This window comes from Streptomyces sp. NPDC088745, from assembly GCF_044751045.1.
In the GTDB taxonomy this organism is placed as follows: Bacteria; Actinomycetota; Actinomycetes; order Streptomycetales; family Streptomycetaceae; genus Streptomyces; species Streptomyces cremeus.
Map to the genome: position 1 here is coordinate 407077 of NZ_JBIVLB010000005.1, position 17842 is coordinate 424918.

At 71.8% G+C, this 17842-nt stretch carries 17 protein-coding genes; 7 read left to right on the plus strand and 10 right to left on the minus strand.

Features of this window, described 5'->3' with window-relative positions; translation table 11 throughout:
* Positions 1-51 precede the first annotated feature (51 nt).
* Genes ACIP93_RS17035 through ACIP93_RS17045 form a run of 3 tightly spaced genes read right to left on the minus strand, consistent with a single transcriptional unit; the run spans position 52 to position 4813 of the window.
* Positions 52-1425, minus strand: coding sequence for an MFS transporter (locus ACIP93_RS17035; RefSeq protein WP_401759553.1), 1374 nt, complete (start codon positions 1423-1425; stop codon positions 52-54).
* The gene (locus tag ACIP93_RS17040; RefSeq protein WP_401759556.1) at positions 1422-3443 is read right to left on the minus strand and encodes a PEP/pyruvate-binding domain-containing protein; all 2022 of its coding nucleotides are present in this window, start codon (positions 3441-3443) and stop codon (positions 1422-1424) included. Before ACIP93_RS17040 ends, ACIP93_RS17035 begins: the two co-directional genes overlap by 4 nt.
* A complete protein-coding gene (locus tag ACIP93_RS17045) occupies positions 3440-4813 on the minus strand; it encodes an acetyl-CoA carboxylase biotin carboxylase subunit family protein (protein ID WP_401759559.1) in 1374 nt (457 codons plus the stop codon). The genes ACIP93_RS17040 and ACIP93_RS17045 overlap by 4 nt, the downstream gene beginning before the upstream one ends.
* A gap of 442 nt (positions 4814-5255) precedes the next feature.
* Between ACIP93_RS17045 and ACIP93_RS17050 the strand changes: the two genes are divergently transcribed.
* Complete coding sequence (locus tag ACIP93_RS17050; RefSeq protein ID WP_401759562.1) at positions 5256-6680, plus strand: PAS domain-containing protein; 1425 nt, start codon at positions 5256-5258, stop codon at positions 6678-6680.
* 103 nt (positions 6681-6783) lie between these two features.
* Here ACIP93_RS17050 and ACIP93_RS17055 read toward each other — a convergent pair whose 3' ends face one another.
* A complete protein-coding gene (locus ACIP93_RS17055) occupies positions 6784-7575 on the minus strand; it encodes a hypothetical protein (protein ID WP_401759566.1) in 792 nt (263 codons plus the stop codon).
* 418 nt (positions 7576-7993) lie between these two features.
* Here ACIP93_RS17055 and ACIP93_RS17060 point away from each other — a divergent pair, with 418 nt between their 5' ends.
* Complete coding sequence (locus tag ACIP93_RS17060) at positions 7994-8857, plus strand: LLM class flavin-dependent oxidoreductase (protein ID WP_401759568.1); 864 nt, start codon at positions 7994-7996, stop codon at positions 8855-8857.
* Positions 8858-9247: 390 nt separating this feature from the next.
* Entirely contained in the window at positions 9248-9721 is a 474-nt protein-coding gene (locus tag ACIP93_RS17065; protein WP_401759570.1) for a GNAT family N-acetyltransferase, read from the plus strand.
* Positions 9722-9898: 177 nt separating this feature from the next.
* On the opposite strand, the gene ACIP93_RS17070 is transcribed toward ACIP93_RS17065, so the two are convergent.
* Positions 9899-10297 (minus strand): GNAT family N-acetyltransferase, encoded by a 399-nt coding sequence (locus ACIP93_RS17070; protein ID WP_401759572.1) that lies wholly within the window; start codon positions 10295-10297, stop codon positions 9899-9901.
* Positions 10298-10560: 263 nt separating this feature from the next.
* On the minus strand, positions 10561-11598 hold the full coding sequence (locus ACIP93_RS17075; RefSeq protein WP_401759575.1) for a PHP domain-containing protein: 1038 nt from the start codon (positions 11596-11598) through the stop codon (positions 10561-10563).
* 354 nt (positions 11599-11952) lie between these two features.
* On the opposite strand from ACIP93_RS17075, the gene ACIP93_RS17080 reads away from it, so the two are divergent.
* Together ACIP93_RS17080 and ACIP93_RS17085 are read left to right on the plus strand one after the other, a co-directional pair.
* Positions 11953-12564, plus strand: coding sequence for a dihydrofolate reductase family protein (locus ACIP93_RS17080; RefSeq protein WP_345218897.1), 612 nt, complete (start codon positions 11953-11955; stop codon positions 12562-12564).
* On the plus strand, positions 12561-13280 hold the full coding sequence (locus tag ACIP93_RS17085; protein ID WP_345218900.1) for a leucine-rich repeat domain-containing protein: 720 nt from the start codon (positions 12561-12563) through the stop codon (positions 13278-13280). The genes ACIP93_RS17080 and ACIP93_RS17085 overlap by 4 nt, the downstream gene beginning before the upstream one ends.
* A gap of 15 nt (positions 13281-13295) precedes the next feature.
* Here the strand turns inward: ACIP93_RS17085 and ACIP93_RS17090 are convergent, their stop codons facing one another.
* Both ACIP93_RS17090 and ACIP93_RS17095 read right to left on the minus strand, forming a co-directional pair.
* Entirely contained in the window at positions 13296-13808 is a 513-nt protein-coding gene (locus ACIP93_RS17090) for an HPP family protein (RefSeq protein WP_401759579.1), read from the minus strand.
* Complete coding sequence (locus ACIP93_RS17095; protein WP_401759582.1) at positions 13805-14695, minus strand: alpha/beta fold hydrolase; 891 nt, start codon at positions 14693-14695, stop codon at positions 13805-13807. Before ACIP93_RS17095 ends, ACIP93_RS17090 begins: the two co-directional genes overlap by 4 nt.
* Before the next feature lie 103 nt (positions 14696-14798).
* On the opposite strand from ACIP93_RS17095, the gene ACIP93_RS17100 reads away from it, so the two are divergent.
* Complete coding sequence (locus ACIP93_RS17100) at positions 14799-15368, plus strand: TetR/AcrR family transcriptional regulator (protein ID WP_345218905.1); 570 nt, start codon at positions 14799-14801, stop codon at positions 15366-15368.
* Positions 15369-15649: 281 nt separating this feature from the next.
* Entirely contained in the window at positions 15650-15907 is a 258-nt protein-coding gene (locus ACIP93_RS17105) for a hypothetical protein (protein WP_401759585.1), read from the plus strand.
* Positions 15908-16160: 253 nt separating this feature from the next.
* Here ACIP93_RS17105 and ACIP93_RS17110 read toward each other — a convergent pair whose 3' ends face one another.
* Together ACIP93_RS17110 and ACIP93_RS17115 are read right to left on the minus strand one after the other, a co-directional pair.
* Positions 16161-16685, minus strand: a complete 525-nt coding sequence (locus ACIP93_RS17110) for an HAD domain-containing protein (RefSeq protein WP_401759588.1) — start codon at positions 16683-16685, stop codon at positions 16161-16163.
* 307 nt (positions 16686-16992) lie between these two features.
* A complete protein-coding gene (locus ACIP93_RS17115; protein ID WP_401759590.1) occupies positions 16993-17658 on the minus strand; it encodes a TetR/AcrR family transcriptional regulator in 666 nt (221 codons plus the stop codon).
* Between the last annotated feature and the right edge of the window lie 184 nt (positions 17659-17842).

Consider the following 17842-nt stretch of genomic DNA (forward strand, 5'->3'; position numbering starts at 1 on the left):
GGGCCGGGCCGACAAGGGGCCGGCCCGGCCCCGGCAGGGGACCGGCGGGGGTCACGGCGACGCCGAGCCGCGGCCGTCCCGGCCCTCGCCCGCCCGGGCCCGCAGGTCCGCGTTCCCTGCGGCCGGTCCTGCCGCGGACGACGGCCCGTACCGCGCCCTGCGCACGGCCCCCGTGCGCAGCAGCAACTGGAACACGCCGAGCAGGACCGCCGTCACCAGCGCGCTGTGCCACAGCAGCGCGTCGAGATGCCCCGCCGCGAGGTAGGCGCCCGCGGCGACGGCCGCCAGCGCGCACACGGCGCGGTCCACGATGCTCTCCACCGACAGCAGCGTGGCGCGCGGCGCATGCGGAGGCACCGCGTCGTTCACCAGCTTGCGCTGGACCGGATACGCGAACCCGGTGGCCGCGGCGAACAGGCACAGCAACGCCACGGTGACCCACGGGCCGCCCAGCGCCATCGCGGCGAGGGTCCCCGCGAGGAGGACGCTGAGGACCGACACCCAGGCCACCGGCGGCAGCCGCCCGCTCAGCCACTGCGGGCGGGCCGAGGCCACCGCCTCCGCGACCGTCATCGCGGCGAGCACCCCGCCGTGCGAGGCCTCCGCGATGCCGTGGTCGAGAAGGATCGGCTGGAAGAGGTTGACCTGGCAGATCCGCGAGAGCGTGAACACCGCCACCCCCTGCACCATCACCATCGCCAGCCACGGCGAAGTGACGACGCAGCGCAGCGCCGTGCCCGCGTCCCGCAGGAACGCGCCGCCGCGCCGCCCTCCGTCGCCCCGGGCGGCGGCCGGCGCCGGGCCGCCCCCGGGACCGGCGAGCCGGGGCAGCGCGACCGCGCACGCCACGGAGCCCGCGGCACTGGCGGCGCTCAGCAGGTACGGCGTCGCGTGCGCCACCGCCATCAGGGGGCCCACCAGCGGCCAGCACACCACCTTCGCCGCCAGACCCAGCGCGCGGGCCGTGCCCTCCGCCTTCAGGTAGTGCCCGTCGCACCGTTCGGCCCGCAGCCCGTCGTACAGGTACGCGCTGGCCGCCCCCGAGGTCAGCGAACGGCCTGCCGCGATGGCCAGGAAGTGCACCAGGAAACCGGTGTAGGAGGCGCTGAAAACCGGGGCCAGGTTTGCCGCCGTCATGACGACCGCCCCCGCCCGCAGGCAGTTGCGGGTGCCGATCCGGTCGGCGATCAGCCCGGTCGGGACCTCGAACAGGCAGAACGCCACGTAGTAGATGCTCTGGATGCCGAAGATCTCCGTGTCGGAGAGCCCGGCGGCCTTCTGGTAGGCGTAGAAGACCGGCATCCACCACAGCAGGTTGAACAGCAGTTGGAATCCGTAGTTGAGCCGGACGATCCGGCGGGCGGTGGAGGTGAGGCCGCCCGCCCCCGCGGCCCCGGCGCCGGACTTCCCCGGGCGCGGCCTCACAGCGCGTACGGGCGGATCTGGACCAGCCGGAAGTCGCCCCGCTCGGTCATCAGCCACTCGATGTCCAGCGGCCGGTCGACGTCACCGCCCCCGGGACCCGATCCGCTGAAGTGCGACTGGAGCAGACGGCCCGTCAGGGACAGCTCGGCGAGCCGCGCACGCGTCGCGGCCGGCAGCCCCTCGCCCCACGATCCCAGGGCCACGGTGCGGCCGCCGCCCTCCACCGTGTTGTACAGGTACTGCTGCGGCAGGACGGTGCCGTCGACCACCTGCTCCGGGGAGCCGGGGGAGCAGTTGAGGTAGACGTTGCGGAAGTCCTCCCGGCGCGTCGGATCGCAGGTCACCAGGACCCCGCCGAGCACGGCGGGCTCGTACCGCTGGACGATCACACCCATGTACGTGTCGTCCAGCGAGATCCCGACCTGGTGGCGCAGGCGCACACCGCGCGGCGAGACCAGCGACGCCCACACCTGACGTATCGCGTCCAGGAGTTCCGCCGGGGAGCGGACGGTGGTGACGGAGTCGTACACGCCCGCGGCCGAGAAGCCCGGCAGGTCCTCGGCGTTGGAGGAGGAGCGCACCACCAGCCGTTCCCCCCGGTGGGCGCCGGGGAACGCCTGGCCGATCCGGCGCGCGATCGACTCGGGCACGGGCGTCTGCCGGATCAGGTGCTGGAGCTGGAGGCACAGCGGGTCCAGGACGTCGCCCGCGTCGAGCTCCAGCGCCATCTTCAGCTTGCCGATGCCCTGCTGGAGCGCGGGAGACGAAGCGAGGAAGTGCTGCTGGAGCGCGAAGGGCAGGGCCACTCCCTCCGGCGCCGCCACCGTCGAGGCCGCGAACTCGGCCGCGCGGGAGGCGAGTTCGGCACGCGTCGGGGAACTGAGGCCCAGGCGGGCGGCCAGGTGGCCGAGCAGGTCGGCGCGGGGCGGGCGGGGCCGCCCGTAGTACGCGGTCAGGTCCGCGGTGCGGCTGTCCAGTACGTGGTGCAGCTCACCGAGGTTGGCGGCCTTGGTGCCGTACCGGTCGCGGTCGGCGGCGCGCAGCCGGTGCAGGTCCAGCACCGGGGTGTCGTCCAGCAGCGGGGGCTCCAGACGGATGCGCTGCTGGTGCCAGGCCGGGGCCCGCAGCGCGGGCTCCTCGTCGAGGCGTTCCAGCAGGATGTCGTCCTCGCGCACCCGGTAGCGCACCCACGCCCCGTCGAGACCTCCCGCGTCGACCAGTTGTGCCAGGTCGCGCACGATCGCGTTGGGTATCCCCCACCCGGACGCCAGGACGTTGGTGTGCGAAAGCGGCGTGGTGGGGGCGGTGTTGAGGAACCCGGCCACCCGGGGCACGTCGTCCGGCAGGCACGGCATGGCCACGATGTCCGCCCAGCCGAGACCGGCCGCCGACTTCGCGTACTCCTCGTGGGAGCGGAAGAACCGCAGGCGGCCGACGGCCTCTCCCGGGTTCAGCGGGGTCCGGGTCCGGTTGCCGAACAGCTCGTGGCTCAGGACGCGCGGTACGCGCTGCTCGCTGATCGCCGACAGCTCCTCCTCCTGCCGGTGGTTGGCCGGCTTCAGGAGGAGGGGCAGCCTGCCGTCGACCCGCTCCCGTACGAACTCGTAGAAGAAGGTGAGGAGTTCACCGTGCATGGTGTCGGCCTCGGTGGTCTCCAGGACCAGGAAGATCCGTTCCCGGCCCGCCACGTCCTCGTCGGTGTGCAGGGACAGCACACCGAGCAGGAAGCGGCGGCCGGGGTCCGTGTAGACGGAGGCGTTGAACGCGTCCAGGCCGGCGTCGAGAGCGGCCATGTCCATCCCCAGGACGCGGGTGGCGACGTAGTCGACGTGGAAGGGGTGGACGGCCGTGTCGAGCAGGTGCCAGGTGTTCTCGACGCGGTCGACCACGACCTTGAGGTACGGATGGCCCGCCAGCACTCCGGACAGCGTCCGGAACAGCGGCAGGGACAGGTTCTCCCCGACGACCGTGCGGTCCGTGGCGGGCCCGGCGGCGCGGGTGGAGACGCGGGCGGTCATACGGAGACCTCCTCGGTGCGTGCCGCGGGCAGCACCCGGGGGAGCGCGTCCACCAGCGTCTCGAAGTCGCGCAGGACGGTACGGGCGTCGGCCGCGGACAGCAGGCACAGGGCGGCCATCGTGTTGGCGCCCGCCGCCGGGTCGTACACCGGCACGGGACAGCCGTCGGGCAGCGAGCTCTCCGCGACCACCGAAAGCTCGCTGCTCCGGCTCAGCGGCACGTCCGCCGCCACCCGGGGAAAGTCCCAGGTCCTGCGGTCCGGCCAGGCCCTGCCGCGGCCGTCGACCGCCAGCACGACGAGCGAACCCGCCGCGCCGCGCGCCTGCGCGGCGGTGAGCGCCCGGTCGGGCCACCGCGCGGAGCGCCCCAGGAGGTGGTCGACGAGCATGCCGACGAGGTCGAGGCCGAAGACCTCCTCTATCTGCGGCACGGTCATCGCGCCCCCGAACCGGGCGGCCGTCTCGATCAGCCACATCTCACCGCCCGCACCGAGCTTGATCTCGGTGTGGATGCCGCAGTCCCGCAGGCCGAGGGCGTCCACGGCGGCCCGCGCGAGCTCCACCACTCGCTCCTGCGCGTCCGGCGGCAGCGGCGCGGGGGTGATGCCCGCCCGTTCGGTGAAGGGTTCGACCGTCGGCATCCGGGCGCTGAGGCACACCGGGTGGAAGGTCCCGCCCGCGACGACTCCCTCGACGCTGACGTAGTCGCCCCAGCCGGGCTCGTCGAACCAGTCGCCGGCCGTGCCGGTGACGATCTGCTCCACGACGAAGTCCGCGTCCGCCGACTCCACGTGCAGTTCGGAGAAGCCCAGCCGGGCCGATTCCGCCATGACGTCGCGCGAGCGCCGCCAGGCGGCGGACACCTCGTGCGGGGCCCGGATGATCTGGTGCGCGGTGGAACCGGCGCTCCAGGCCGCCTTGAGGAGCAGCGGCCCGGGCAGCTCTCGGGCCGCCCGGTGCAGCTCTTCCTCGGTGGCGACGGGCCGGAACAGGGGCTGCGGCAGGCCGTGTTCGCGCCAGGTGCGCCGCATCAGGCGCTTGTCGCGGGCGAGCCGCGCCGCGCCGCCGGCCCCCGCCAGACCGAGCACCTCGCAGGCATCCGCCACGGCGACCACCGCGTACTCGGAGAAGGTCAGCACCGCGTCCGCGCCCACGGCCCGGGCCCGCGAGACGATCAGCGACACCAGGTCGGCCCGCCGCGGGGCGGCCGGCGTCTCGACGGTGGCGCACAGTCCGCGGACGGCGCCGGCCACGGAAGGCGGAAGAGCGCTCAGCGCCAGCAGGTGCACCTCCGCCCTGGCGGCCGTCCTGGACAGGACGTGGCCGAGCGGCGGGCCACCCTTGGCATGCACTAACAGCACCTTGCTCACGGAACTCCGTCTCCTTCGTCGCTTCGTTTCGGTGGGGCAGCGCACGCGGTGCGTACGGCACGCGGTGCGCGGGGCACGCGGCGCGGGGCCGGGCGCCGGGCGGGGGCCGACGGCGTACGGGACGGGACGCGACCACCCACCCCCGCCGACAGGTATGCGTGCCGTGCGTCCGCGGGCCCCTGTGCCCGTACTTCCAGGAGATCAGGTTGCGGGCGTGCGCGGCCTCGCCGGGAGCGTCCACGACTCAGGCAAATGCCTGAATCCCGGCCGGTACGTCCCCCTCCGGATCGCGTCCGGAAGGAGTACGGGCCGCTCCAGGGCCCGAACTTCCCCGCACCACCGGCCACTTCGGCAGAAAACCGTCTACGCGCGGGAACGGCGGAGGCTTCCCATGGTCACGTGACTGAGCGTCAGCCAGTCGTATACGGACGGAGACAACACTGTGGACGATTCCCGCCTGAAGGACCTGCTCGCGCACCTCCCCGTGCTCTGGTGGAAGGCCGCCGACGAGCCGTGCCGGATGCGGGAGGGGGGCGGCACCGCGTCCGCCCCGCCGAATCCGGCACGGGGTTTCCCCGACCGGGCGCGCCACGGACTCGCACCGGAGCGGACGGCGGCATGCCACGGCGTCGCGGCGGGACCGCCCCCGGCGTGCCCCGGTCCCGCGGCCGGGCTGTCTCCGGCACAGGACGGCGGACGACCGCTGCCGCTACTGCGTGACGGCCGTGCCGTCGTCCCGGGCCGGCCGCTGAACGACGGCACGCTCCGTGGCCCGGGCCGACCGCTGGACGGCAGCGCCCTCCGGGACCCGGGACGGGGAGACGGCGGCGCCCCCGGACCCGCGAGAGGGACCGGCACTGCTCCATGGGGGTCCACCCGGTACGAGGCCTTCGCCGACCTCGTGGACCTGGCACCCGCCTCGGCCTTCATCCGGGACAGCGACGGACGCTACCTGTGGGCCAACCACGCCTACGCGCACCTCTACGGCACCGTGCCGGGAGAACTCGTCGGCAAGCGCATCGAGGACTTCGACCCCCCGGCCGAAGCCGACCGGTTCCGGGCCCTGGACCAGGAGATACTCAGCCGCGGCACGCCCGTGCGCCACACCCTGCACTACCGCCGCCCGGACGGCACCGAGGGGCAGGTGGTGGGCCACCGCTTCCCCGTCCGGGAGGACGCGCGGACCTGCGTCGCGGGGATCTACGTGGACGTCACGGACCACCTGCGGGCCACCGTCAGGCGGCAGGCGGCGGAGGAGAGCCTCCAGGCGCTGCGCGACCACAGCGGCCTCGCCTGCGCGCTGCTGACGGCGAACGGGCGCGTGGTCGAAGCGAGCGCGGCAGCCGCCGAACTCTTCCACCTGAACGTGCCGGACCTGCTCGGCCGCCGCGCGCACACCCTGCTGGCCCCCGACCCGGACCTCGACCTCCTGCACCGCAGGTGGAACGGGCTGATCGCACGCCGCACCAGGCGACTGGAGACCTCCGCCGTACTCGTCGACGCCCTGGGCCGCACCCGCCGCGCCCAGCTCCACCTGACGTCGGTCGGCAACCCGGCCCTGCGGGCCCGGCAGGTCTGGGCCGTGGTCACTCACCAGAGCCTGGCCCACGAACCGCACCCCCCGCTCACCGCCGCCCAGGTGAGGATCCTCTCGCTCCTCGCGGAGGGCAGCAGCAACGGAGACATCGCCTCCTCGCTGAACCTGTCCCGGCAGACGGTCGACTACCACCTCAGCCGCCTGCGGGAACTCCTGGGCGCGGCGACCCGCCCCGCACTGGTCGCCCGCGCCTACGTACTGGGCATCCTCGCCCCGCGCGCCTGGCCCCCGCGTCCGGCTGCGGCGCCGCAGCCGTTCAGTACGGCCTGACGGCCCGGCCCGACGGCGGCCCCTTTCCGGGCGACGACCTGCCCGCGCCGGAACACCGTCCACTCCGGCGGCTGGGACGGCTCAGGAACCACCTCGACCCGTGTCACCCCGAGTGCCGGCGCCGACGCCAGAACATCCAGCGCGTGTGACGGCTCGCCGGGCGCCGAAGCGCGCCTTCGGGCCGGCCGGGCCGTGCGGCGCTCGGGGTGGCGTCCGGTCCGGCCGGTTCGGTCGGTTCGGGGGACGAGCGCGCGGGGCCCGGCAGAGGGGTGCGGTCGACGGGTGCGCCCTGCAGACCGTTGCCCGCCGCCTGGTTGTCCTGGTAGTAGGTGATGAGGTCGGCGAACTGGGGCATCCGCCGGCGCAGCCGATCAGCCGCATCGGTGGTGAGTATCTCGCTGTTGAGGGCGATCCTGCCGTCATCACGCAGTGCGGCGCACAGCACCTGACCGCGGGGTGCGTGGTGGTAGCGCGTCCAGGCGCGGAGCCGGGCCTCCCGCAGCTCCAGTTCCTGAGCGGTCATCCGGCGCTGCTTCGCCCAGCGCAGGTCGTCCTCGATCCTCTGCTCGTGCAGTACCCAGGCCCGCACCCGCACCGCGGCGGAGTATTCCTCCTCGGTCAGGCGCCTGCCGCCCTCCCAGGGCTTGGGCAGGGCCTCCAACTGGGCCACCTGGTGCAGGTAATGACGCTGGAGCGACACGTCCCGGCGTGCGCCGGCGGCGTAGGCGTACTGCCGCAAGCCCTCGATCGTCATCACGAAGTCGGCCCGCAGCATGCCGGCCCAGTTCGTGCTCCCACCGTCACCGGCCACGAGAATGCCCCCCGTCAGGTCCTGTCGTGCCGGGCACTCCGGCTCCCCGTCGGCACCGCCGCGCACGGGCGGGGTGCGCTGCACACGATGATGCTCGCCGTTCGATACGGGCACCAGGGGACGGTGCGGACCCGTCACCGTCCATGCCCGGCGCACTGGCGACACGACGCGCAACCACAGCCGCAGCGGCTGCCCGCACCGGAGATCACCAACGCTGACCGGCCCCCTCCTGCCCTTCGACAACCGGAACGAATCCGCCGCCCCGGCCGCGCGAGGGCGCGGCGGAGGCACAGGGCTTCTGCGGGACGCTCCCCGAACCCTCGGACTCGTGCTGCCGGCCGGACCATGCGCCTGCACGGCCGGGGCGATGGGACATACGCCCTGAGAACTGATACGCGCTGGGAAAAGCGCTCAACTCCGCCCTTCCGAGACCGTGTCGAAGTCGAGCCGCCTGCCCCGGAACCCCATTGCCCTTGCGCGGCCGATTGCACATCCTGCTGGGATGCGCTTCTCCATCAACATCCCCAACTTCGGAGACTTCGCCGCCCCCCGCAACGTGGCGGCCGTGGCGGTCGCCGCCGAACAGGCCGGCTGGGACGGACTCTTCGTCTGGGACCACGTACTGCATCGACGACACCAGGGACGCCCCTTCGGAGACCCCTGGATGCTGCTGACCGCAGCCGCGCTGGCGACCTCGCGGATCCGGCTGGGCACGTTACTGACGCCGGTTCCCCGTTGTCGTCCGCAGCAACTCGCCCGCCAGGTGGCCACGCTGGACCATCTCAGCGGCGGCCGGGTGATCTTTGCGGCCGGCTTGGGAGGGCCGGTCGAGGACGAGTACCGCAGCTTCGGAGACACCGCTGAGCCACGGATCCTCGCCGAGCGGCTGGACGAGGGACTGGAGTTGTTGCGGCGCTGGTGGTCCGGCGAGTCGGTGGACCACCATGGCCGGCACTACGAGGTCCGGGACGTGACGCTGCTGCCCGCAACGGTGCAGCAGCCCGGTCCGCCGGTGTGGATCGGCGGGTTCTGGCCGCGTCGCCCGCCGATGCGGCGGGCGGCGAGGTGGGACGGTGCGGTGCCTCTTTTCGAGACGGCCCGGCACGGGCACGTGCCCGATGTGGCAGAGGTTCGTGATCTCGTCAGTTTTGTGCGCGAGCAGCGCACGGACGAGTCCGGGCGGCCCTTCGAGGTCGTGCTCGGCGGTGCCACGTCCTCGGATGCCGCGAAGGCCAGGGACGTGATCGGTCCGCTACGGGACGCCGGTGCCACCTGGTGGGACGAGCGGCAACTCCAGACGGGCCCCGATCTGGATCGCCTGCTCCCGGTGATGCGCCGGATCGAGGCGGGGCCGCCGGTGCTCTGACGACCCGACCCGTTCTCAGCCGAAGCCGTTGCCGATCGTGACCACAGCCGTACGACACAGGAACCCCCTACAGCTTGAACCGGCACCGAAGCAGATCGGGTAGACCGACTGGTCCCGGGCCGCTCCGCCCCCGCCCGACTGAACGCGGGCCGCTTCCCGAAGGAGACGTGCTCGCCCGTACAACGGCGGGATCCGCTGCCCCCTCCCGGACAAGGCCGCCCACGCCCGTAACCGCAAGAGCTCGGTGCCCACGGCAGCCGCCCGCCGAAGTTCGGACAAGCCCGAGCTCCGAGAAGGCCACGCGGCAGCCGGTGACATCACCCGCCGAATGGCTGTGACCGGCACGGAAACCCACTCGCTTCACTGCGGATGGCCCGTGAAACTCACCCCATGAGCAAGGACTTCACCGTACGCCCGGCGAAACCTGCCGATGCGAGCCGCCTGGCAGAAATGCGCTGGACGTTCACACAGGAAAGCCACGAAGGACGGCCACCTGCCCCGGCACGGCCCGTGGAAGAGGCGGAGAGCTGGATCCACGACCGGCTCAGCGATGGCCGCTGGCTTGCTTGGGTCGCGGAGACCGAGGACGAAATCTGCGGCCACGTCTTCATCTGTCCGATGGAGCGGATGCCAGAGCCGTACGAGAACAACAACCCGGTCGGTTACGTCACGAACTTCTTCGTCCTGCCGTCACGACGGAACAACGGAGTCGGCGCAGCGCTCCTTGCAACATTGAAGGAGTATGCACGCAACGCCCGCCTCGAATGCCTCATCGTCTGGCCCTCGGAGCGCAGCATCCCCCTCTACCAGCGCGTCGGTTTCCAGGCCCCGGAGGAACTGTTGGAACTTCCACTCGACACCTGACAGGACCCACTTCCGGTACACGGCCCAGCAGCTTGACGTGCCCGGCCTGCATCAGTGCGTACACCTCAGCACGCCGACCCCGTGCGCGCCGGCGAACCATGCCCGTAGGCCCGATGAGCCGGGAGACTCCGCATCCGGCGCGAACTCCCGCGCGGGCCGACACCTTCGACGCCCGGTTCAACGCAGAGCGATGAGTCCTGCATCCGTCCGTCGGAAGCCACAGGCGTCGAAGTAGAAGGGGCGCAGATGCTCGTCGAAATCAACGTGCAGCCACTCGCAGTGCGCCGAACGGGCCTCGCGGGCCGCGGTGGTGACCAGTTCCGTTCCGACACCGGTCTTGCGTAGATCCGGAGTGACCATGGTGTCGAGGATGAAGGCATGAACGCCGCCGTCCCAGGCGACGTTGACGAATCCGACCAGCCTGTCGGCCTCCCGTGCGCAGACCCAGCCGAGGCTGTGACGATGCACTTGTGCGTGCCAGTCCATGGGCATCTGGTCATGCCCGAACGCCTCCGCATGCAGTGCGTTGACGGCTGCGTTGTCGAAATCCCCGCGCCATGCATACGTGATCGTCATGGCCGCATGGTAGGTCGCGCTTCGACCGAACGATCTCCGGGAACCACGATCATCCGGACCATGAAGTGCTCTCCCCGCCGTCAGACGATCACCTGGCCATCACACCCAAAGCCCGCCCCGGCCTCGGGCCACCTGCGTCCGTTTCCCCGCAACCCGCCCTCCACTCCGTACCCCCAGCCGGTGCACACCTCATCTCCCCGCACCGGCGAACTGCCCCGCGCCGGCCCGGGACGCACCGCCACTCCGCCCGCCACCCCCGCCCGTCACCCCGTCCGGCCACCCGCACGACTCGCCCGCGTCCATGCCAGCAGCCCGTCCACGTCCCAGGTGTTCACCACCCGCTCGGCCGGCACCCCGCACTCCTCCGCCCGGGCGCAGCCGATCACCTGCCAGTCCAGTTGGCCGGGGGCGTGCGCGTCGGTGTTCACCGCGAACAGGGTGCCCGCCCGCACCGCCTGGCGCAGCAACCGGCGCGGCGGGTCCAGGCGTTCCGGACGGCTGTTGATCTCCACGGCCGTGCCCGACGCCGCGCACGCCGCGAAGACCTCGTCCGCGTCGAAGGCGGACTCGGGCCTGCCGCGCCCCGTGACCAACCGCCCCGTGCAGTGCCCCAGCACGTCGGCCCGCGGGTTCTGCACGGCGGCCACCATGCGGCGCGTCATCGCCGCCGCGTCCATCCGCAGCTTGGAGTGCACCGACACCACGACCACGTCGAGCCGCTCCAGCAACTCCGGCTCCTGGTCGAGGGAGCCGTCGTCCAGGATGTCGCACTCGATGCCCGTCAGCAGCCGGAAGGGCGCCCACCGGGCATTCAGCTCCGCCACGAGGTCGAGCTGCTCGGCCAGCCGTTCCGCCGACAGGCCGTGTGCCACGGTCAGGCGGGGGGAGTGGTCGGTGAGGACGGCCCAGTCGTGGCCGACGTCCCGTGCCGCGCGGCCCATCTCCGCCACCGGGCTGCCGCCGTCCGACCAGTCGGAGTGCAGATGGCAGTCCCCCTTGAGCAGCGCGCGCAGCCCCGTGCCCGCCCCGCCCTCGACGAGGGGAACCGCGGCCTCCTCCTCCAGACGCGCCAGATACCCGGGCACCTCACCCGCGAGGGTCTCGCGGATCACACCCCCGGTCGTGGCGCCGATGCCCTTGAGCGACTCCAGGGTCCTGTTCGCGGCCCGCCGGTCCAGTTCGGCGGGAGTCAGTCCTCGTACCACCGTCGCCGCCGTACGGAAGGCCCGCACCCGGTACGTCGGAGCGCGGTGGCGCTCCAGCAGGAACGCGATGCGTTCGAGTGCCTCCGCGGGGCCCATCACTGCCTCCCGTGCTCACCGGTCCGCCTCGTACCTCTTCCGTACCTCCAGGCTCGCCCGACATGCGCCGTACGGCACCTCAGCGGACGCCGTACGGCCCCCCGCAGAGGACGGGGGAACCTCATTGGACACCGCACGCCCCCAGCGGACGCCACCCGGCACGTCATCGGACGCCACCCGGCCGTGGAATCGGCAGCACCCGGCCGTGGAAGCGGCAGCACCCGGCCATGGAATCGGCAGCACCCGGCCGTGGAAGCGGCAGCACCCGGCGGTGGAAGCGGCAGCACCCGACGCGGATCCCGGGCAGACTGCCCCCGTACGCCCTGCGGGCCCCGCCGACGAGGAGGACCTCCGATGCGCAGCGTGACCTGTTCGATGAGCACCTCCCTGGACGGTTACGTCGTCGGCCCGGACGGCCGCTTCGACTGGGCCACGCCCGACGAAGAGACCTTCCGCTTCGCCACCGACGAGGTGCGGGACCTCGGCGTCCACCTGATGGGCCGGCGCCTGTACGAGACGATGCTGTACTGGGAGACCGTCGAGCAGAATCCCGCGCTGGACTTCCCGACCCGGGAGTTCGCTGCCGTCTGGAAGCCGCTTCCCAAGGTGGTGTTCTCCACCACCCTCACAGCCGTGGAGGGCAATGCCCGCCTGGCCTCCGGCGGTCTGGCCGAGGAGATCGAGCGATGGCGGTCCGAGCCGGGGGAGGGGAACATCGCGATCGGCGGTGCGACCCTGGCAGCAGAGGCCGCGGCGCTGGACCTGATCGACGAGTACCGGATCCGGGTCCACCCCGTCCTGGTCGGCGGCGGCACCCCCTTCTTCCCCCGGCACGAACGCCGTGCGGACCTCGAACTCGTCGCCACCCGCACCTTCGGCGCGAAGGTCGTCTTCCAGCACTACCGGGTCGTGCGACGCTCCCGCACGACCCGGCCGAGTCCCCGGTACGAAAGCGAGCCGACGTGACCCGCACGCTCAACCTCTGGCGCCACGGGCTCGGCACCGTGCCCGACTCCGTCTGGCAGCGGACCGACCTCCGGGTCCTGATCCTGGCGGACAACGGCCTCACCGCGCTCCCGGCCGCCGTCGCGAAGCTGCGCAACCTCACCACGCTCGACCTCGGCCACAACGCGCTCACCGAAGTACCGCCAGAACTGGGCGAGTTGACCGGCCTCAGTGACTTCCTCTACCTCCACGACAACAAACTCACCCACCTGCCCGCATCCCTGGGCGATCTGACCAGACTGCGCTATCTCAACATCGGCGAGAACACCCTCACCCGCCTCCCCGCCACCCTCGGCGGCATGGCAGGACTCATCGAACTCAGGGCCCAGCACAACCGGCTCGCCGCCCTGCCCGACAGCCTCGGCGGGCTTCACCGCCTGCGCGAACTCTGGCTCCGGGGCAACGTCCTGGACCGCCTGCCCCCGTCCTTCGCGGCCCTGCGCGAACTGCGCCACCTGGACCTGCGCGAGAACTGCTTCACCGACGTGCCGCCCGCCCTGGCCGGACTGCCCCTGCTCCGCCAGATCGACCTGCGCGGCAACCGGCTGAGCCAACTGCCGTCCTGGCTGGCCGACTTGCCCTGCCTGGAGAAACTGGACCTGCGCTGGAACGAGGTCGACCCCGCCCTGCCGCTCCTGGCCGGCCTGGAACGGCAGGGCTGCGTCGTGCTGACCTGACGGCCGACCGCCCCCTCAGCGCCACCCGTACGCGTAACGCGGCAGCACCCGCCCCGCCGCCAGCGCCGCGCCCAGTACCAGCAGCACCCCAGGAACCAACGGATCCAGTACGTACCCCAGGCCCGGGTCCTGAAGGCCGATCGCCGCCGCGGCGGGCACGGCCGGCACGTGCGGCGCCCCTGCCCACGCCATCAGGGCCACCGACACGGCGACCGCGACCGCCGCCGTGTACGGGGAGGGGCCCGCGACGGCGGTGACCGCGAGCGCCGTCGCCGCCGCCACCGGATAGGCGACCAGAATCGCCCGGGGCCGGGCGAGCGGCGCCCCCGGAGCGAGCGCGAGCACCGCCGCCGTCGCCACGAACGGGATGGCGAACACGTGCAGCCCGGCCGCCGACTGCGCCACGGCGAGCACCAGCACCAGCCCCAGGGCAACCGCCCCTGTGGTCAGTGCGCCGAGCGCGTCCCGCAGCCGCGCCCCGGGGACCCTGCCCGCCCCGCCCGCCCGCAGGGATTCCGCCCCGCTCACGGATTCCGCCGCAGGAAGTCCCGTACCAGAGAGGCGATCTCACTGCCGTGCGTCTCCAGCGCGAAGTGTCCCGCGTCCAGCAGGTGGATCTCCGCGTCCGGCAGATCCCGCGCGAAGGCCTTCGCCCCCTCGGGCCCGAAGATCTCGTCGCCCGCACCCCACGCGACCAGGGCCGGCGGGCGGTGCGTGCGGAAGTACTCCTGGAAACGCGGGTACTGCTCCACATTGAACTGGTAGTCCCAGAAAAGCTGGAGCTGGATCTCCTTGTTGCCGGGCCGGTCGAGTCCCGCCTGGTCGAGCAGCCACGCCTCGGGCGCGATGCGTTCCCGCCGGTCGGCGGGCACCCCGTGCTCGTACTGCCAGCGGGTCGCCTCGACGGTCAGCAGCTTCCGTACGTCGTCCTCGTGCGCGGCGCGGTCGGCGGCGTGCCGGAAGAGCAGGTCCCAGAAGGGCGTGAACCCCTCCTGGTACGCGTTCCCGCTCTGGGTGATCAGCGCGGTGACCCGGTCCGGCCGGTCGGCGGCGATCCGCAGGCCGATCGGCGCGCCGTAGTCCTGGACGTAGAGGGCGAAACGATCCACTCCGATCCGGTCCAGGAGACCGCGCGTCACCTCGGTCAACTTCTCGAAGCCGTACGGGAATCGATCGACCGGCGGGGTGGCGGAACGGCCGAATCCGACGTGGTCGGGGGCGATCAGCCAGAACTCGTCGGCGAGTTCGGCCAGCAGCCGCCGGTACATGTGGGAGCTGGACGGAAAGCCGTGCAGCAGCACGAGCGCCGGCCGGGACGGGTCGCCCGCCTCCCGGTAGAAGACCTCGACCCCGTCGACGTCGGCGGTCCGGTACCGCACCTCGTGGCTCTCACCGAAAACAGACCCAACAGACACAACTGTCCCCTGCCTCTAGGCGGTCAGCGTGGAGAACGATCGTTCTCCCGCTGTCGGCTACGATAGGAGAACGATGGTTCTCAATGCAAGGGATGATCAGGGAATGGACCCGGAGACCGCCGAGATCCGCGTCCTGGACGCGGCCGAGGCCCTGTTCAACGAGCGCGGCGTGCAGTCCGTCGGCATGGACGCCATCCGCACCGCGTCGGGCGTTTCGCTCAAGCGGCTCTACCAGGCCTACCCCTCGAAGTCGGACCTGCTGGAGGCGGTGCTGCGCCGCCGCGACGAGGCGGTGAACGCGGGCGTCGAGGGCTATGTCGCGAGCGGCGAAGACCCGCGCGCCCGGGTGCTGGCCGTGTTCGACTTCCTGGCCGACTGGTTCACCGACCCCGCCTTCCGGGGCTGCGTCTTCATCAACACGTACGGCGAGATGGGCGGCGTCTCGGAAAGCGTCGCCACCGTCGCCCGCGGCCACAAGCTCGGCCTCCGCTCCCGCCTGGCCGAACTCCTGGCGGAAACGGATGTTCCGCCCACCGCCAGGGAGCCGCTCGCCGCCCAGCTCGCCCTGCTGGCCAACGGTGCGATGGCCACGGCCGCCATCACGGGCGCGCCCGACACCGCCCAGCAGGCGAAAGCGGCGGCGGAGCTGCTGCTGGACGCGGCGGGGGCGTGATCCCGCGCGGAGGGCGTCGACGCAGGCCGGGGGAGCGGGCCTGCCGCGTACGACTTCACTTGCACGTGCGGCACCAACCGCGTATCGAGAGCGACGAGCAACACCAGAGCGGCTGTTGAGCAACGCTTCCGTCCGCCTCAGAAATGCCCGTCAAAACGGAACCGAACGATCAACTGAGCACGGCACAGCGCCACCCCGCACCGCTGCCTCGCCAATGCGACGATCAACCGGGACCGTCAGATGTCGCCGGTCGCGTCGTGCTCGGCTTCGGCCACGACCCCGTGTCACCGATCGCGGAGCGCTTCGGCGACACCGTCCGGCTCACCGTCAACGCCGAGCAAAGCGACAGTCCGGTGATCGAGCTGTCCGTCGCTGAGCTCCACGACCTGCTCGCCGGTGCCGAGCGCGACCTCGCCGACTTCCTGGCTCTGGCAGCCGACTGGGCCTCCAGACACCTCCCTGACCACTGCGCTGCCGTCACAGCCGCCATCGCCCGCCTCGTCGACCTGCCCGCGCCCGCCATTGCCGTCAAGGCGTAGGGCGGCGGGCATGGCTTCGCCGGTCACAGCGGGGCCCTGCACTGTCATGGCGAGCTGCGTGAGGAGCATGTCCGCGGGTGCCTGTCCGGGCACTTCGTGACATCAGAAAAAAGCACCCCCTGAATGAGTGGGGCGAGCTGGTGGGCCCAGGCATGCGCGGGAGAAGTCTTCGAGGCGACCCGCGCTGGCGGGAGACCGGCGCGAAATGGCGCACGTACGTGATGGACCTCACCGAACGGGAAGAATGAGCCCATTAACCCTGATGCTGCCTCAGCCAGTGATCAAGGACGGTGAAGTCCTCGTCCGTAAGTCCATGTCGGGGGTCGACACGATGCAGGAGGGCGTGCCCTGGCTGGTGTGCTTCCACCCAGGCATGGTCGGCATCTGTGATTTCGTCGTCGAGCCAGGCGTAGGGGCGTCCGGCCGCCCATCGAAAGAGGTCGACGGTCTTCCAATGAAGCCCGTTCTGCTCGTCTTTGGGGGACGGCTCGGCCCAGTCCACCACGGGGAGCTCGGGCAGGCCGAGCCACGGGGCGAGGCAGTCGTTCGCGTCGTGCATCCACGTGGTGGCCCATACGAGCTCGCACGGCAGCGCCATCAGCCGGGGTCCGTGCGCCGGATTGATCCGGGTGATCAGCGGACTCGCGTCGCCTCTCGGCCTGTAGTGCCGGGACCGGTAGGTCGGGTATCCGTTCGGAAGCTGTTGCCGGGTTGCCCCGAAGGGAATGAGTGGCCCATCGACATCGAGAAAGAGAAGAGGCAGTTGCGAACCGGTCACGACTGCACGATAGCGGTGTTCATGCTCATGAGGCCGTGGCCCGAGACCGGTTTCCGGGCAGGGCGGCCCCCCTTCGGAAAGGCAGTGGGAGCGCCGCTGAGCACCAGGATGGAAGAAGCTTCGGCAGATGGAAGCGGCGGCTCACGCACAATCCACCACCGCGCTACAAGTGACACGCGGTGTACGCAGTCGAGCACCACAGGCTAGGCTCCCGCCCCTCGGCGCGCGACACGGTCGAACTCGGGGTCGACGCCGCACAAGGAAACCTCCTGCGCCTCCCTCCGTGCGCGACACATCCAGCCTCCGGCTACTTCACCCGCCCCGCAGCCTCAATGTGCGCCAGTTGGACCGCGAGGATCTCCTCGAACGCGGCCCGACGGTCCACCCCGAGCGGCCGGATGTCACGCGCGAAGTGGGCCAGGGCCGGAAAACGCTCAGGGTCGGCGCCCAGCACCGCGACCCGGAACAGCTCCATCCCCTGTTCGTACTCCGCCGAATCGCTCGCGACGAGCGAGGCCTCGGAAGCGATCAACGCGGAGAACAACACCACGATCCGGTGGTAGTACACGGGAACGTCCGCGTCCGGCACCCCCGACTTGCGCAGCGCCTGCAGCACTTCCTCCATGACCATGCGGGAACCGGCGCCGCTCGACGCGTACCGACCCCACACCGCGGCAAGTTGCGGCTGCTCCCCGAAGGCCTCCCGCACCCGCAGCGCCAGGGCGGTGATGTGCTGCTTCCAGTCCCCTCCGGACTCGACCTGCCGGCCGTCCATGGCGGCGAACAGCACCCGGTCGGCGACCGCCCGCATCAGCTCGGTCTTGCTGCGGAAGTGCCGGTACAGGCTGGAGGAGTCGGTCCCGAGGACCGTGGCCAGCTTGCGCAGGCTGAACGCGTCCGCGTCGCTCGTACGCAGCAGCTCCGCGGCCGCATCCAAGATCTCCTCGGTCGACCAGCGCCTGCGCCCCGCCATGATGCTCCTCTCGTCCGGCTCTCACCCTAACTCACGCCCACGGCAATGCACTTGGCGTTGCACGCACCGCGTGCATAATGAGGACGACGGCATGCCGCGCAGCCACCGAGGAGTCGCGCCGCCATGCCGGCCGTGCCTTGCTGCCCGCCGGAGGGACACCGGTCCGACAGGTGCATCCCGCCCT